General features: G+C 53.7%; 13 protein-coding genes. 6 read left to right on the forward strand and 7 right to left on the reverse strand.

Going from position 1 to position 16,607, the window contains the following annotated elements; translation table 11 throughout:
* Window positions 1–83: 83 nt before the first annotated feature.
* From alaS to RHI63_RS09495, 3 genes are all read right to left on the reverse strand, one after another.
* On the reverse strand, window positions 84–2,759 hold the full coding sequence (gene alaS / locus RHI63_RS09485; protein WP_310821524.1) for an alanine--tRNA ligase: 2,676 nt from the start codon (window positions 2,757–2,759) through the stop codon (window positions 84–86).
* Window positions 2,760–3,061: 302 nt separating this feature from the next.
* A complete protein-coding gene (locus tag RHI63_RS09490) occupies window positions 3,062–3,913 on the reverse strand; it encodes a prepilin peptidase (protein ID WP_399372818.1) in 852 nt (283 codons plus the stop codon).
* Complete coding sequence (locus tag RHI63_RS09495; protein WP_225901554.1) at window positions 3,868–4,095, reverse strand: hypothetical protein; 228 nt, start codon at window positions 4,093–4,095, stop codon at window positions 3,868–3,870. Before RHI63_RS09495 ends, RHI63_RS09490 begins: the two co-directional genes overlap by 46 nt.
* A gap of 317 nt (window positions 4,096–4,412) precedes the next feature.
* Between RHI63_RS09495 and RHI63_RS09500 the strand changes: the two genes are divergently transcribed.
* Window positions 4,413–8,153, forward strand: coding sequence for a PAS domain S-box protein (locus RHI63_RS09500; protein ID WP_310821525.1), 3,741 nt, complete (start codon window positions 4,413–4,415; stop codon window positions 8,151–8,153).
* On the opposite strand, the gene RHI63_RS09505 is transcribed toward RHI63_RS09500, so the two are convergent.
* The 3 genes from RHI63_RS09505 to RHI63_RS09515 form a co-directional block, all read right to left on the reverse strand.
* Complete coding sequence (locus RHI63_RS09505) at window positions 8,086–8,436, reverse strand: hypothetical protein (protein WP_206199956.1); 351 nt, start codon at window positions 8,434–8,436, stop codon at window positions 8,086–8,088. The genes RHI63_RS09500 and RHI63_RS09505 overlap by 68 nt on opposite strands.
* A 9-nt stretch (window positions 8,437–8,445) precedes the next feature.
* Window positions 8,446–8,652, reverse strand: coding sequence for a hypothetical protein (locus RHI63_RS09510; protein ID WP_310742963.1), 207 nt, complete (start codon window positions 8,650–8,652; stop codon window positions 8,446–8,448).
* Window positions 8,653–8,747: 95 nt separating this feature from the next.
* Window positions 8,748–8,927 carry a hypothetical protein gene (locus tag RHI63_RS09515; RefSeq protein ID WP_206199958.1) on the reverse strand — a complete coding sequence of 60 codons (180 nt, stop codon included), beginning with the start codon at window positions 8,925–8,927 and terminating at the stop codon, window positions 8,748–8,750.
* 236 nt (window positions 8,928–9,163) lie between these two features.
* Between RHI63_RS09515 and hemL the strand changes: the two genes are divergently transcribed.
* Window positions 9,164–10,399 carry a glutamate-1-semialdehyde 2,1-aminomutase gene (hemL, locus tag RHI63_RS09520; RefSeq protein ID WP_315862931.1) on the forward strand — a complete coding sequence of 412 codons (1,236 nt, stop codon included), beginning with the start codon at window positions 9,164–9,166 and terminating at the stop codon, window positions 10,397–10,399.
* Here hemL and RHI63_RS09525 read toward each other — a convergent pair.
* Window positions 10,390–12,546: a HAMP domain-containing sensor histidine kinase gene (locus tag RHI63_RS09525; protein WP_206199960.1), complete on the reverse strand. Its 2,157-nt coding sequence runs from the start codon at window positions 12,544–12,546 to the stop codon at window positions 10,390–10,392. The genes hemL and RHI63_RS09525 overlap by 10 nt on opposite strands.
* Before the next feature lie 218 nt (window positions 12,547–12,764).
* Here RHI63_RS09525 and RHI63_RS09530 point away from each other — a divergent pair, with 218 nt between their 5' ends.
* The 4 genes from RHI63_RS09530 (at window position 12,765) to RHI63_RS09545 (ending at window position 16,583) form a co-directional block, all read left to right on the forward strand.
* Window positions 12,765–13,616: a circadian clock protein KaiA gene (locus RHI63_RS09530; protein ID WP_206199961.1), complete on the forward strand. Its 852-nt coding sequence runs from the start codon at window positions 12,765–12,767 to the stop codon at window positions 13,614–13,616.
* 5 nt (window positions 13,617–13,621) lie between these two features.
* Window positions 13,622–13,948 carry a circadian clock protein KaiB gene (gene kaiB / locus RHI63_RS09535; RefSeq protein ID WP_206199962.1) on the forward strand — a complete coding sequence of 109 codons (327 nt, stop codon included), beginning with the start codon at window positions 13,622–13,624 and terminating at the stop codon, window positions 13,946–13,948.
* Between the two features lie 69 nt (window positions 13,949–14,017).
* Window positions 14,018–15,574: a circadian clock protein KaiC gene (kaiC, locus tag RHI63_RS09540; protein WP_206199963.1), complete on the forward strand. Its 1,557-nt coding sequence runs from the start codon at window positions 14,018–14,020 to the stop codon at window positions 15,572–15,574.
* 88 nt (window positions 15,575–15,662) lie between these two features.
* A complete protein-coding gene (locus RHI63_RS09545; protein WP_206199964.1) occupies window positions 15,663–16,583 on the forward strand; it encodes an NAD(+) kinase in 921 nt (306 codons plus the stop codon).
* Window positions 16,584–16,607 lie beyond the last annotated feature (24 nt).

A 16,607-nucleotide genomic window follows, 5' to 3' on the forward strand; every position in this document is an offset into this window, starting at 1 on the left:
TGTCTCCGGGGCAGCCAGTTGTGCTTCACGGCTCTCACTCCAACTGAGCAAAGATCGACAAAGAAGATAGTGATGCTAATCTATCAACCCTCGAGTACTTCCTGTAGCCGCGATCGCGCCCTTTCAAAGGCCTCGGCCAATTTCTGAGGTTGAGATCCGCCGGCCTGAGCAAAGTTGGGACGCCCGCCGCCGCGGCCACCACAGACTTGGGCGAGTTCCGCCACCAGTTGACCGGCATGAACCCCCCGCTCTACAACGTCCGGACTGGCGGCGACTAAAAGGTTCACTTTGTCAGCAGCCGGTTGAGTGGCCAACACCACAGCTCCACTGCCCAGTTTATTCAGGAGCCATTCAGCGGCGGTTTTTAGCCCTTGGGGATCTACCCCCGCCAGCGAGGCAATAAGCAGATGGGTAGTGCCGATGGCTTCAGCCTGCTCCAAGAGGGCTTGGGTTTTGGCAAGAGCTAGTTCGGCTTTGAGGTGTTCCAGTTCCTTTTGCTGGGCTTTGAGATCCGCTTGGAGTTGGCTAATGCGATCTAGAATCTCTTCCGGTTTGGCTTTGAAGCGATCGCACAACTCGCGGACAATGCTATCGCGCTGTTGCAAATAGTCACGCACCGCCGGTCCAGCAATGGCTTCAATGCGGCGAATCCCAGCCGCCACACCACTTTCGCTAATGATCTTAAAGAGGCCAATTTCAGCAGTGTTGTGGACATGGGTGCCACCACAGAGTTCCATAGAGACACCGGGAATATCGAGAACGCGCACCTGCTCACCGTATTTTTCACCAAACATGGCGATCGCCCCCTTGGCCTTGGCTTCATTGAGCGCCATGATACTCGTGTGGGTGGCATGGCTTTCACTAATCCACGTGTTGATTTGATCTTCAATCTGTTGCAGCTCTTCGCGAGTGAGGGCACGGGGGCAGTTAAAGTCAAACCGCAGCCGATCAAAAGCCACCAGTGATCCCGCCTGGGAAATGTTTTCGTCAATCCGCTTTTTCAAGGCCGCCTGCAAGAGATGCGTTGCGGTGTGGTGCGCCTGAACCCGCCGCCGACAACTGAGATCAATTTGGGCGCTCACGCGATCGCCAACGCTGAGGCTGCCCCGCTCCACTTTGCCGTAGTGAACAAACACTTCCTTTTGCTTTTGCACATCGTAGATTTGCACTAGCGCATCACTGGTGGCGAGATACCCGCGATCGCCAATTTGGCCACCGGATTCAGCATAGAAGGGAGTTTCCTCAAGGATCACCTGCACTTCAGTCCCTGCTGTTGCCGTTGTTACCGGATGACCCGCCACCAAAATCGCTGTTACGGTCGTGGTCAAACTAAACTCGTCATAGCCACGAAACTGCGTCGGATGCAGTTGATCCGCTAGGGAGTCAATCCCCTCCTGAACGGTAATATCAATGGTTTCGTGAGCGGCTTGGGAGCGTTGCCGCTGCTCGGCCATACAGGCTTCAAACTCAGCCACATCCACACCAATGCCTTGCTCAGCGGCAATCTCTTGGGTCAACTCCAAGGGGAAGCCATAGGTATCAAAAAGAACGAAAGCATCGCGCCCTGCCAATTGTGGTTTACTGCGTTTTTTGCCCTTAGTTGTCTTCAATGGAGCGAGCATCTCCGCTAAGAGCTTCTCACCCCGATCCAAGGTCTTAAGAAACTGTTCCTCCTCCCGCTGGAGTTCGCTGAGAATCACTGTCTGCCGCTCGCGCACATTGGGATAGACATTGGCAGCCAGATCAATCGCCACTTGAGCCAAGGCAGGGGTCACCAGTTCATTGATCCCCAACAGCCGACTATGGCGGACAATGCGCCGAATCAATCGCCGCAGGACATAGCCACGCCCCACATTACTGGCGGTGACGCCATCGGCAATGAGATGAACCACGGCACGGGTGTGATCGCCAATCACCTTGAGGGACGTTTTGGTGCTGGCATTGGCTTTGCGGTACTGAATCCCGGCGCGCTGTGCTGCCGCCTCAATCATCGGGAAAATTAAGTCTGTCTCGTAGTTGTTGGGCACCCCTTGCAGAACCTGCGCCATCCGCTCCAAGCCCATACCGGTATCAATGTTTTTCGCCTTGAGGGGGGTGCGGCGCCCTTGATCGTCTTGGTTCAACTCCATGAACACCAGGTTGTAGAGTTCGATGAAGCGGCGATCGTCATCGAGATCAACGTCAGCTAGCCCCTTTTCCGGATAGAAGTCGTAGTAAATCTCAGAACAAGGGCCACAGGGACCCGTTGGCCCCGCCGTCCAGAAGTTGCTCTCCTCTCCCATGCGCTGGATGCGCTCCTTGGGCAAGCCCACTTGGCGATGCCAAATGTCATAGGCCTCATCGTCATTTTCAAAGACGCTCACCAAGAGCCGTTCCGGGGGCAAACCATAAACCGTGGTCATCAATTCCCATGCCCAACCAATGGCCTCCGCCTTGAAGTAGTCGCCAAAGCTGAAGTTGCCCAACATTTCAAAGAACGTGTGGTGGCGAGCAGTGCGACCCACATTTTCAATGTCATTGGTGCGCAGACACTTTTGCGCAGTGGTGACGCGGCGTACCTTTGGCGTTTCTTGGCCGAGGAAAATGGGTTTGAAGGGGAGCATGCCGGCGATCGTCAGCAGCACCGTCGGATCCTCTGGAATCAGCGAGGCACTGGGCAAAATCGTGTGTCCCTTAGCGGCATAGAACTCAAGGAATTTTTGGCGAATTTGATCACCTGTGAGGGCAATTGTCGCCGACGCAGAGGGGGACGAGGTCATTGGAGCAAAGTCTCAACGGAGCGCAACAAACGGCAAGAACATTATTTCATCATACTGGATTGTACTCTGGGAATAAGGCACCCCATTGGCAGGATTTACGAGAATAGCCATGACTGAGCCAGCCACCCGCTCTGAAATGGGTCAACTCCTTGAGGAAGTGAGAGGAATGCGCGCTAATATGAGAAAGTTGCTGATCTGAGCGATCGCCAGCGGGTGGTGGATGCCCGCCTATGGGGTTTTATTGTCGCCCTTGTCAGGGGATTTTGGCTTATCTTGTCAAGTTGTCTTTTCTTTGATAGGAGTTAGCGCACAAACACGCCGGGCAAAAAGGTTTCGAGATAAAGATGAATCAATTGGCGGCCAAAGAGACCACTGACAATAGCCGCTACTGCCAAAAAAGGGCCAAAGGGAATCGGTTGCCGCCGCTGAATCCAACCGAGGGCAATCCCCAGTCCACCCATCAGGCCACCGAGGGCACAGGCCAAGAAAAAGGTAACGAGCAATCCCTGCCAACCTAGCCAAGCCCCGATCATCGCTGCCAGTTTGCTATCCCCTCCCCCCATGACCTCCTGACCAAGGGCGATCGCCCCCCCCCAGCGGATCAGATCAAAGAGCCAAATGCCAATCACTGCGGCAATGATGCCTTCCGTGAGTCCGCCTAGACCCGTCGTTAACCCTCTCAGGAGCAGGCCGACAATCAACCCCCATTTTGTCAGGGGATGGGGCAGCGTCATCGTGTCTAGATCAATCAAGGCCAAAGCCAAGAGCCACGCACTCAGCAGCCAGAGCACAAGGGTTTGCACTTGCCAGCCACTCACAGCCACAATCAGGACGTACAGCAGTGCCGTCAACAGCTCAATCGCAGGATACCGCCAAGAAATGGGTGCATGGCAGTAACGACATTGCCCCCGCAGGAATAGCCAGCCCAAAATTGGGATATTGTCCCAGGGCTTGAGTGTGGTCAAACAGATCGGGCAGCGAGACGGCGGATAAAGGAGCGATCGCCCACTCGGCACACGGTAGATCACAACATTGAGAAAGCTCCCCACCGCTGCCCCAAGGCCAAAGACAAGGCAGTAGCTAGCAAAGGTCAAAAAAGTTAGTGCAGTTATAGGCGTGTTACTTCCGGCAGATGATCGTAGGGAATAAAGCATTCTTGGGGCAGCAGCACTGGTTGGCTAGTAAACAGCACATAGCCCCGCAGGGTTTGCCGATTAACAGCGACACCCGCAGGCACCGTTTTTGCCCCATGAACCTGCTGGTAGAGATTATAGATGGATTGAGCAGCGGCTAATAGGGGGGTATCAACGGTTTCCATGGTCTGCAAAACTGGCATGTGCCCCACTCCTCGGCAAGCGAACAATTAGAAACGGTTATGTTTGGTTTTGAGCCAATCATCAGTTCTCGCCAAGCGCTCCGCCTATGCAAAAGCAGATCTGAAATCCTCTACCTGACTATCAATCATCTTGTCTTAGCAAAGCGATAGCATAGGGGTAGGATGGCGCTAAGACATCTTCCTCGTGAAATCACCTCAGGAGAGTATTCATGAAGGAATTGATTGTTTCACCATGCCCAGCCCCCTGGCGATCGCTAGCCTCGCCCTGTAGCTATTGACTGTGTTCCTTGTTTCCTCACAACTCCTTTGACCCAACCATGAACTCACAGCAGTTCTCCCTTGCCAATCATCTGCACCATTTACCTCATCCTGTCTTGGCGGGCGATCGCAAGGGCACCATTCTTTATGCCAACGCTGCGGCGCAACGGTTATTGAACCACGCTAGTACCGATTTAGCGGGCCTCTCCGTCATCGAGCTACTGTCCGCCAACTTTGACCTCTCCCTAGAGCGGTTCCAGCAAGTGCTCAACACCCAAACCCCGGCACAATGGGACTGCTATGATCCGCCCAAACAGCAGTGGTGGCAACTGGATTTAACCGCTGATGCTCACGGCTGGACCCTGACCCTAACGGAAATTACCGAACGCTATCGCCATTGGCTGCTCCAAGAAGCGCGGGTTAATGAACTGGAAAAATGGTGGCAGCGATTTCACACCCTGACGGAGATAGGTCAACAGCTCTTCTGGGAAATCCAAGGAGAGTGGTGTTATTGGTACGGTGACAGTCAAGGGGTGCTGGGGTACCCCCTAGAGCAATTGCCCAAAACCCTGCGAGCGTGGCAGCAACTCATCTACCCAGAGGATCAAGAGCGCTTTTGGCAAGCCATCCCTCAGCAAGGGGGAGCAACACCCTGCGATTTGGAATATCGCCTGCGCCATGCCAATGGTGCGTATGTGTGGGTGCGCGATCGCTGGGAATATCGGCAGGAACCACCAAACACCACAACCGTCATCGGCGTCATGGTCAATATCCATGACCAAAAGATACAGGAAATGCGCCTGCGGGAAAGCGAACAACGCTATCGCAACCTCGTAGATCACCTACCCGCCGTGGTGTATCGCTGTGCCATTGATGCTTCGTGGACGATGGAATACCTAAGTCCCAAGTTCACCGAGCTGACGGGGTATCTCTCGAGCGAACTGGTGCACAATCAGGTTCGTAGCTACGCTAGTATTACGCATCCAGAAGATAGCGATCGCGTTGATTGCACAATCCATGAGGCTCTTGCCAAGGGCTTCCCCTTTAGTGTCGGCTACCGCATTTTCTGTGCTGATGGGTCGGAGCGTTGGGTACATGAGTACGGTCAGGGAGTCTATGACGTAACCGGCAAAGCCTATGCAATTGAGGGCATCATTGTGGATGAAACAGAACGGATTCAGTCAGAGCAAGCCCTCAGAGAAAGTGAGTATCGCTGGCGTGCGGTCTTTGAAAATGCCCAAGTCGGGATTATTGTCACTAGCCCTGCTAACCACTACCGCCTTGTGTATTGCAATCCCTTTTTTTGCCAATTTGTCGGCTACACCGCTCCTGAACTGGCAAATCTCACCGCCCATGATCTGACCTTTGCTGAAGATTGGCCTGACGAGGCGGCTCTCATCCAAGAGTGTCAACTGGGACTGCGCAACACCTATCAAATTGTCAAGCGTTACCGCCACAAAAAGGGGCACACCGTCTGGGGAAATTTAACCCTCTCCTGTGTGCGCAATGCCAATGGTGAGCCTCACCTGCTGATTGCCCTGATTGATGACATTACTAGCCAACGCCAACTGCAACTCGCCCTCGATCGCGAGCGCAACCGCTATGAGCAGTTAGTGAACAATTGTCCCGTCATCATTTTGACTCTCAATCGCGACAAAACTCTCTTAACCAGTAATTGGGTTGGCTTGAAGACACTGGCAGCGGCTCAAGTGGTGCCCGGTATGCCATTTTCGGCACTGCTCCATCCCCAAGAATCAGTGACTCGGGTGGAAGCCCTGATTGACCGCGTTCTGGACAGAGAAACCATTAACGACGAAGAAATTCTGCTGCGTTGCCGCACCGATGCTCCCTGTGATATGCTCAGCCACCTTTTTCCCCTGCTGGATGAGGAGGAAGAAATTGTCGGCTGTGTGGTGGTCTGTACTGATATTAGCGATCGCAAACGTGCCCTTGCTGAACTGGATGAGCGCGAGGCTCAATATCGCAGTGTTTTCGAGTCTGTGGCCGATGGCCTAGTGATCTATGACACCGAAAACCTACAGATCGTTGAGGTCAATGATGCCATCTGCGACATCTATGGTTTCAGTCGTAGTGAATGCCTTGAACTCCAACCTGAGGATTTTCTGCACCCCGACTACCGCGATCAGTTTCAGGAATTCCTAGAGACGATTCGGCATCAGCCCACTTGGCACGGTGTCAGCAAGCATCGCTGTAGCGATGGCCAGGTTATTGATGTGGATATCTTTGCCACAAGGTTGCGCTACAAAGGCAAAAATCAAGTCCTCTGCGTCATCCGCGATATTACACAAATCAAGCGTTTTGAAGAAACTCAAGTGGCGATCGCTAAAGAACTCAGCCGACGGGAAGCACTCTTTCGCAATCTCATTAACGATTTAGATGTGGGAGTGATGCTGTTGTCTGCTGATCTCTACGCAAAAGTGATTAATCCTCGGGGCTGTGAGCTGCTGGGGGTCAAGGAAGCGGACATCATTGGTCAAAAACCAACAGAAATGGCTTGGGATGCCCTCAACGATGCCGGGGAACCAATGCCGCCAGCGGCTTTTCCGCTGATGATTGCCATTGCTCAAAAGCAACGGGTACAAGGGGTGATGGGCATTCTCAATCAACAAACCCAACAGCGGCTCTGGCTGCAAGTGACCGCTGATCCAGAAGTCACGGCAACGGGGAGCATTGAGCAGGTGATTCTCACCTTTAGCGATATTAGCGATCGCAAGCACTACGAGGCCTACCTTCAAGATCAAGCCGTTCGCCAGCGGGAACTCAACCAGCTCATTCAGGAGATTCGCGAAGCCCCTGATCTCAATCAGGCCTTTGCCAAGGCGGTACAGGAGGTGTGTCATATCCTGCGGGTCGATCGCGCCATTGTCGTCAAGTACGAGCCAGAACAGCACCACTGGATTCCCCTAGTGGAGTTTCTCAACAAACCCTATATAACCCCTAGCGTGGGGATAACGATTCCAGACGAGCATAATCCCATTGCCGCAACCCTCCGCCAAGGAAAAATTGCCGAGCTGCCTGCCCTAGAGAATCTGGATCCCACCGATGCAGTGAACCGTGCAATTGCTCAAGTGCTCGGTGGTGGCTGGCTCATTGCCCCAATTCGGATCAATCAGCAGATTTGGGGGGCTTTTTCCTTTCAGCGTTTTAATCATTCCAGCGGCTGGACAGATGAGGAACGCCAACTCATTCTCTCCTTCACCGATCAACTGGCAATTACCATTCAGCAAACAAACTTGTATGACTCACTGCAATTGGCCAATGCCGAACTCTCCCGCCTTGCGACCATTGATGGCCTCACCCAGATTGCCAATCGGCGCTATTTTGACCAGGATTTGCAGCAGCAGTGGCAGTTAGCCCAGCGAGAACAGACGAACATTTCCCTGATTCTTTGTGATGTCGATTTCTTCAAGAACTTCAACGACCACTACGGCCACCAAGCAGGGGATGACTGCCTGATCGCGATCGCGAAAATATTAACCCAAGCGGTGCGCCGTCCCACCGATTTAGCCGCACGCTACGGTGGTGAGGAATTTGCCTTGATTTTGCCCAATACCGATCTCACTGGCAGTCTGTGCGTCGCCGAACGCATCCAACAGCTTCTCTATGCCTTGGAGATTCCCCATATGGCCTCCTCAGTGAGCGATCGCGTCACCCTGAGTATGGGCATTGTCAGCTTGCTGCCCCAAGTCGGCCAACCGGTGAATGAATTCATCACCCTTGCTGATCAGCAGCTCTATCTCGCCAAGCGGGGCGGGCGCGATCGCTATTGCTATGCTTAGACTCTTGCTTAGTGAGAACTCTGTCGTAGGCCTTCAGCAGATGGTGGGGCTTGAGGGCAGTCACTTGGTAGCTCACCAAAATCAGTAGCACAGCCACGAGGGCGATCGGTAGCCCCAAGGGCAGGAACAGTCTATGCTTTGGATCATGGCTAATCATGCGCCGCAACCGCTGGCCAAAAATTTTCAACTTGCCCCGCCAGCCCTGATGATCTTGCACCCGTGGCCTTTGGGAGGGCTTTCCTAACAAGCGCTGCTGCCAGTAGTCATCGTGGCCAATGAGCAAAAATCGCCACTAGAAGTGCCAGAGGCCATTGGGGGGAGCATGACTCGCACGGGCTTGGGGTTGCCGCCAAATACACTCCCCTTGTTGCAGCAGTGTGTGGGCATGAATGAGGCAGTTACCGCGATAGAGGGACAATTCAGTGGGAATGGGGTGATCCAGCAAAAACTGACGGCGAAAAGCCACATTATTCAAAAAGTAGCCCGCCGCCGGTTCCATTTGCCTTCCCCCACTGTATTGCGGAAAAATGTCAGTCAGTGCCATAGCTGTGCGGTAAACACCAGCCCCGCGAATCGCAGTTTCCCCAGCCAGCACTAGATACGCTTGGGGAGCATCCCCTGTTTCAAGAGCAGGACTTCATTGGCGGCAGTGGGGGGTAAATCTTGGCTAGCAAGGGACTGGAGGGCACGGTGGAGTCCAGCCATATCCGCATTTGCCAAGTGCTCAGTTTCCAAGATGATGGAGAAGGTGGGCAGAAGTGGCGTGGAGGACATAGACATCTTGCAGAGGTAGCCGTTCTGTGGGTACAACTCCAGTGTTATTCTCCCAAACGCCATAAATGAGCCGCCCAAACCGTAAAGAATTGCAACATGCGCCTTTGTCGGGTTAAGGGGCAGAAGAATTGCCTATAATACTGTGAGCACGCCAATGCTTGAGGGAGTTGACGTTGACCACGACCGTTTTTCAAACCACAAAATCCCAAGAAATTTTTGCCGCTGCCCAAAAACTCATGCCCGGTGGCGTCAGTTCACCTGTGCGTGCCTTCAAGTCCGTCGGCGGCCAGCCCATTGTCTTTGATCACGTCAAGGGTGCCCACATTTGGGATGTAGACGGCAACCAATACATTGACTATGTGGGGTCTTGGGGACCCGCGATCGTCGGCCATGCCCATCCCGAAGTCATTGATGCTCTCCATGCCGCCCTTGAAAAGGGAACCAGCTTTGGCGCCCCCTGCGTGCTTGAGAATATCTTGGCGGAAATGGTGATTGCCGCTGTCCCTAGTGTCGAGATGGTGCGCTTTGTGAATTCTGGCACCGAAGCCTGTATGGCAGTGCTGCGGCTCATGCGTGCCTATACCCAGCGGGAAAAGGTGATCAAGTTTGAAGGCTGCTACCACGGTCATGCCGATATGTTCTTGGTCAAAGCAGGGTCAGGAGTCGCTACATTGGGTTTACCCGATTCTCCCGGCGTGCCGAAAGCAACCACCGCCGCCACATTAACCGCACCCTACAACGATCTCGAAGCGGTCAGTCGCCTCTTTGAACAGTATCCCGATGACATTGCGGGGGTGATCCTTGAACCTGTGGTCGGCAATGCGGGTTTTATTCCGCCAGATGCCGGCTTTCTCGAAGGGCTGCGGGAGCTGACAAAACAGTACGGTGCCCTCTTGGTCTTTGATGAAGTCATGACCGGCTTTCGCATCGCCTATGGTGGTGCTCAGGAAAAATTTGGTGTGACACCAGACCTCACCACCCTCGGAAAAGTGATTGGCGGTGGCCTACCGGTGGGTGCCTATGGCGGTCGCGCTGACATTATGAAGATGGTGGCGCCGGCAGGACCGGTGTATCAAGCGGGTACCCTCTCTGGCAATCCCTTGGCAATGACAGCGGGCATTAAAACCTTGGAAATTCTCAGCCGCCCCGGTAGCTATGAGCAGCTGGATCGGATCACAGGCAAGCTGATCCAAGGACTGTTAGAGGCCGCACGGGAATTTGGCCATGAGGTGTGTGGTGGGCACATCAGTGGCATGTTTGGTCTCTTTTTCACCGCTGGTCCGGTGACGAACTATGAGCAAGCCAAGCAGTCCGATTTGAAAAAGTTTGCGGCCTTCCACCGGGGTATGTTGGAGCAGGGGATTTACCTTGCGCCATCCCAGTTTGAAGCGGGCTTTACTTCCCTTGCCCATACAGAGGCGGATATTGAGCGCACCATTGCGGCAGCGCGGACAGTGCTGAGTCAGCTTTGAGCTTTCACCGTCGCGGCAAGGAGCACCACATCCATTAAGTCCGCAAGGTTGAGGCAGGGAAAGACCATGACATCCCCCAATTGATGAATGGCTCGGCTGCTATCTTCGGCCAAGGTAATCATGGGGAGTTTTCGCAGTTTGGGATGATTCTCCAGATCGGCGACCTCGTCAGCGGGCAAATCCCAAATCAGAACATCGGGTTGCCAAATCTCCACCAAGAGATCGGCCTGTTCGAGGTCTTCTGCTTCGAGGAGCCGCAGGTGGGGCAGGCTAATGTCATGGAGGAGGCCGAGGCGGAGTACCGTTTGATTGAGGAGGGGACGCTCAAAAGTCGATTCTTCGACTGGAGCAGCCAATCGCGGGAAACACCAGCGATCGAGGACATCAATCAGCAGGCTGGGATGACTACTCAAGGGCAGCCGTTGCACAAAACCGGTCAAGCCCAAGGGAGTGGCTTCATCGGAGAGGATGATCAACGGAACAGTGGCCGTGAAGGGGCTGGTGGCCAGACTCTCAACCACATCAGCCAAAATGAGACTACTGGCGGGGCGGACAACAATGGCCGTGGGTTGCAGTTGCTCCAGCTTATCCAGCGCTTCAAGGGGATGGCGAGCGACCACATAGCCGTAGTGACTGCGCTGCAATGCGGAAGTCGTGTCCATGATCCACGTGGCATCATTACTGACCAAAAGGATCAATTGAGCCGTAGTGGGTAATTCAGGGGGAAGTTCCTCAGCAAAGGGCAGTAGTACTGTCCACTCACTGGAGTCGTCAGCTTGGGCAATAAAGGAAAGCTCACCATTGTGGAGACGACAGAGTTGGCGGGCGAGCATCAGCCCCATGGTGACTTCGGCGTAGTCCTCGAGGCATTCGTGCAGCAGGCGATCGTGATCCTTGAGGGGAATGCCATGTCCCTCTTCCCACAGTTGCAGCGCCAGCCAATTTTGCCAGCGACTCAGGCGTAGTCCATAGCGATCGCTGGGAAAGAGCATCAGCCACCCCAAGAGATGGGCAAGAATCTGCCGTAGCCGCAGAGCATCGCCGTAGAGGTACACATGGCTCAAGGGCTGATCAATGTGCCACTGCCACTGCCAACCCGGCGGGGTTAGATGGTAAAGATGCTCCGCCAACTCCTGCGATCGCAACCACAAACCCGCCAATTCTACGGTTTCCCATTGCAATTCCAACTCTCGCCAAAGGGCACGGGTGTGGTCCTGCCACGCCTGAATGAGGCGATTCATTTGCCAACCGCTACGCTGGATCAGGGCAAGGTAGTCCTGTTGCTCTGGTAGAGGGTGCTGCCACAAAAGTTGGGTGAGGCTGAGAATCGCCGTTAGGGGATTTTTGAGTTCATGCCCCAAGCTCAGGAGGAGGCGCTTTTGCTGATGGAGGCGCAGTTGGTGCAAGCGGGTGGGGGTCGTCGGATCTGACTCCTGCCGCCGTTGGGCAAAAAATAACCAATAGCGATCGCTCGCCACCGCGACACCGCTTTCTGCCTTCTCCCAGTCCAACGACGTTAAATTCAAGGGAAACGAACACACCTGCCAGAGCGATCGCCCGAAGGGCGCGCTACGCGATCGCGCCTCTAGTGCCTGACAATTCATGCCTTCAAATTTAGGCTGCACCAGTGGCAAGAAATCAGTTAAGTGTTCTGACCAAGCGCGATTTTGCCAAACGACTCTCCCTTGGGCGTTTTGAATTTGTACCGGCAAAGGCAATTCTTCAATCACCTCCAGCCAAGGCAAAGGGGGCTGGCACGCCCAGCGATAGAGCAAGCGTTGCTGATCCAGCAGTCCCAAAAAACAACCCTGTGCATCCACAACCGCAATATAGGCTGGCATCTGGACTTGGCTGCGCAACCACCCCTGAAACTGCAATAGTGTCCACGTTGCGGGTACCACCATCACGGGCGATCGCCAAGAAGCCGTCACACTCCCCACCGCCAAGTCGGCTAACGTCCCTTCCCGCTCCAAACTCAACGCCAACCGCCAGCCCTGCACCACTCCCAAGGGTTTTTGCCCCTCATCCACAATGACGATCGTCTCTGGGAGGGTTTCTTGCCAACGCTGGCACACCTCGCTGAGAGACAAACCTGCCCCCACCGTCATTGCAGGTTCAGTAAAGCTGGCTAGGGAGAGGGAATTCATGGATACAGCCCTTTTTTGCAACGGGGGATACATCAAATAATGAAGTAGGATGCCGTTTTACGCCGGCTTTGCCATTCTTGAGTGTGTTCTGTCCTTGTGAGCAGGGCTGTTGGTCCTAAGCTTGTAATGAAATGGCAACACTCCTCCAGAAAACACTGCCACCACCAGCGAGAAAGTGATAGGATGCTATCAGATGCAAACTCAAGTTCTGAAAGCACGTGGCGCAGTCAACCGCACTAACAATCTGTGGCTTAGTTTACTCGCCCGCTATTGGCCAAGAATTAGTCCGTTTGCACAACTCCGACATCGATGAACTGGTTTACTTTTCCGACGAGAGAGAGTTTTGCACTTACCTAGAGCAGCGGCGCAATAATGTCGCTTGTTTAATTTTAGAATGGGGAGAGGGGACGCCGCAAATCATTACCTATCTTCACCACAGCGCCACACTCCTGCCCGCGATCATTATCTTTCCTGCCGGCACCTCACCCGTTCCGCCGGGGCCGCACTACCACATTGCTGAAAGCATTCTTACCGCTGACAACCTCCACCAGCTCAACCACCAAATTGAGGAAGCCATTACGGGATTTGTCAAACTCTGTCCGGGCTGTGCGGTGCCGCCCCATGTCATGTTTCGCATGCCAGCCCTGAAAGAAAGTAGTAATGTCGATCCGCAGCATCGTCTTTCCCAAAAATTGAAGGAGCGGCTCGGCTACCTAGGGGTCTATTACAAGCGAGACACGGAATTTTTCTTCCGCCGTATGTCCACTGCCGATAAACGCAAGCTGCTGGATGAATTGCGCTCAATTTATCGTACCATTATCCTTGAATACTTTAATACCGATGCCAAAGTTAATGAGCATATTGACGAGTTTGTTAGTAAAGCGTTCTTCGCGGATATTTCTGTTTCCCAAGTGCTAGAGATTCACGTTGAACTCATGGATAACTTTTCCAAGCAACTCAAACTCGAAGGTCGTAGTGAGGACATTTTGCTGGACTATCGCCTGACGCTCATCGATGTCATTGCCCATCTGTGTGAAATGTACCGTCGCTCTATTCCGCGTGAGGTGTAGTTTCTATGGCCCCACTGCGGAAAACCTACGTTCTCAAGCTCTATGTGGCTGGCAACACCGCCAACTCCGTGCGTGCCCTCAAAACCCTCAATAATATTCTTGAAAAAGAATTTAAGGGGGTTTATGCCCTCAAAGTCATTGATGTCCTCAAAAATCCGCAACTGGCCGAGGAGGATAAAATTCTAGCGACCCCGACCCTTGCCAAAGTCTTGCCCCCACCGGTGCGCCGCATCATTGGCGATCTCTCGAATCGCGAAAAGGTGCTCATTGGTCTTGACTTGCTGTATGAAGAAATTGGTGAGCAAGCCGAAGACGATCTTGATTTGGAATGAGACCTTTCTTCCCCTCGGTTTAGAATAACCCTTTGGAAATCCCTTTAAGAGTGCCGACTTAGAACCTCTATGACTGATACACCAGAAAACCAGCCCAGTTCAACGCCGAAGGTGGCTGCCGAAGTCAAAAAAATCCGCACGATGATCGAGGGCTTTGATGACATTAGTCATGGTGGCCTGCCCCAAGGACGCACGACACTCGTCAGTGGTACATCGGGTACCGGCAAGACCCTCTTTGCGGTGCAGTTTCTCTACAACGGCATTACGATTTTCAATGAGCCGGGCATCTTCGTCACCTTTGAAGAGTCTCCCCACGACATTATTAAAAATGCCCTGAGCTTTGGCTGGGATCTCCAAAGTCTCATTGATCAAGGGAAGCTCTTTATCCTTGATGCCTCCCCAGATCCCGATGGCCAAGATGTGGCGGGAGACTTTGATCTATCGGCGCTGATTGAGCGCATCCAGTACGCCATCCGCAAATACAAAGCAACACGGGTTTCCATTGACTCCGTGACAGCCGTCTTTCAGCAATACGATGCGGCCTCGGTGGTGCGGCGGGAAATTTTCCGCTTGGCCTTCCGCCTCAAGCAACTGGGGGTCACCACCATTATGACCACGGAGCGCATTGATGAATATGGCCCAGTGGCACGCTTTGGTGTCGAAGAGTTTGTCTCCGATAATGTGGTGATTTTGCGTAATGTGCTGGAGGGAGAACGGCGGCGGCGCACGGTCGAAATTCTCAAGCTGCGGGGCACCACCCACATGAAGGGGGAATATCCCTTTACGATCAACAACGGTATCAATATCTTCCCCTTGGGGGCAATGCGTCTTACCCAGCGCTCCTCCAATGTGCGGGTGTCTTCGGGGGTCAAGACCCTCGACGAGATGTGTGGCGGCGGTTTCTTCAAGGATTCGATTATTTTGGCCACGGGTGCTACGGGTACTGGCAAGACCCTCTTGGTCAGCAAATTCTTGGAGACGGGCTGCCAACAGGGAGAACGGGCACTGCTGTTTGCCTATGAAGAATCGCGGGCGCAGTTGTCGCGTAACGCATCCTCTTGGGGCATTGATTTTGAGGAGTTAGAACGCCAAGGTCTGCTGCGGATTGTCTGTGCCTATCCAGAATCAGCGGGTCTTGAGGATCACCTGCAAATTATCAAGTCGGAGATTGCAGACTTTAAGCCTTCGCGGGTGGCCATTGACTCCCTATCAGCGCTGGATCGGGGGGTGAGCAATAATGCCTTCCGGCAGTTTGTGATTGGGGTTACAGGCTTTGCCAAGCAGGAGGAGATCACTGGCTTTTTCACTAACACAACGGATCAATTTATGGGGTCGAACTCGATTACGGAGTCCCATATCTCGACCATTACGGACACAATTTTGCTGTTGCAGTATGTGGAAATTCGCGGTGAAATGTCACGGGCGATTAACGTCTTCAAGATGCGTGGTTCTTGGCACGATAAGGGCATTCGTGAGTACGTGATTAGTGAGAAGGGGGCGGAAATTCGCGATTCCTTCCGCAATTTTGAGGGAATTATTAGCGGTACCCCCACCCGTATTGCTGTGGATGAAAAAACTGAGTTGGCACGCATTGTGAAAGAGGTGCAGGATCTAGACAACGAGTAACAGAGAGTCCGTTGCAGAAGGAGGGAGTAGGCGCCAACCCTTGCCTTATAGCCACGTCCTGTTTATGTCCCCCATGTAGGCACGCTGGATGCAACTAAATCAGGTCATTGTCGTTCATAAGGCGGGCGATCGCCAGAGCAAGGAATGGGCGGATCGCGCCTCCCGTCAACTGCAACAGCGTGGCGCCAATGTGCTTGTGGGGCCGAGTGGACCTAAGGACAACCCCTACCCCGTCTTTATGGCCTCGGTAACAGAGCCGATAGATCTGGCCGTTGTTCTGGGGGGAGATGGCACTTCCTTGGCGGCGGCACGGCATCTGGCTGCGGCGGGGGTTCCGATTCTGGCGGTCAATGTGGGGGGGCATTTGGGGTTTTTGACGGAACCATTAGAGCTGTTTCGCGATATGGAGGCGGTTTGGGATCGCCTTGAGCGGGATGAGTACGCCATGCAACAGCGAATGATGCTGCAAGCCCAAGTGTTTGAGGGATCAAAATTGCATCCTGAAGTGGTGGGCGATCGCTACTATGCTCTGAATGAAATGTGCATTAAGCCGGCATCTGCCGATCGCATGATCACCGCCATCCTCGAAATGGAAATTGATGGCGATGTGGTGGATCAGTACCAGGGGGATGGGTTGCTGGTGGCCACCCCCACCGGCTCCACCTGCTATACGGTCGCCGCCAATGGCCCCATTTTGCATCCGGGGATGGAAGCGCTTGTGGTGACGCCGATTTGCCCCTTGAGTCTTTCGAGTCGCCCCATTGTCTTGCCTGCACGCTCGTCAGTGAGCATTTGGCCGTTGGACGATCACAGCCTCAATACTAAACTGTGGATGGATGGCGTACTGGCCACCTCCATCTGGCCGGGACAGCGGGTACAGGTGACGATGGCCGATTGTCAGGCACGCTTTATCCTCCTGCGGGATCACTACTCTTTCTATCAAACGCTACGGGAGAAGTTGGCTTGGGCAGGGGCACGCATTCCTTACCACAACAACCACCGCAATTAGATCACAACCCCATGCTTGCAACGC

This window comes from Thermosynechococcus sp. GLH187 (assembly GCF_031583395.1).
In the GTDB taxonomy this organism is placed as follows: domain Bacteria; phylum Cyanobacteriota; class Cyanobacteriia; order Thermosynechococcales; family Thermosynechococcaceae; genus Thermosynechococcus.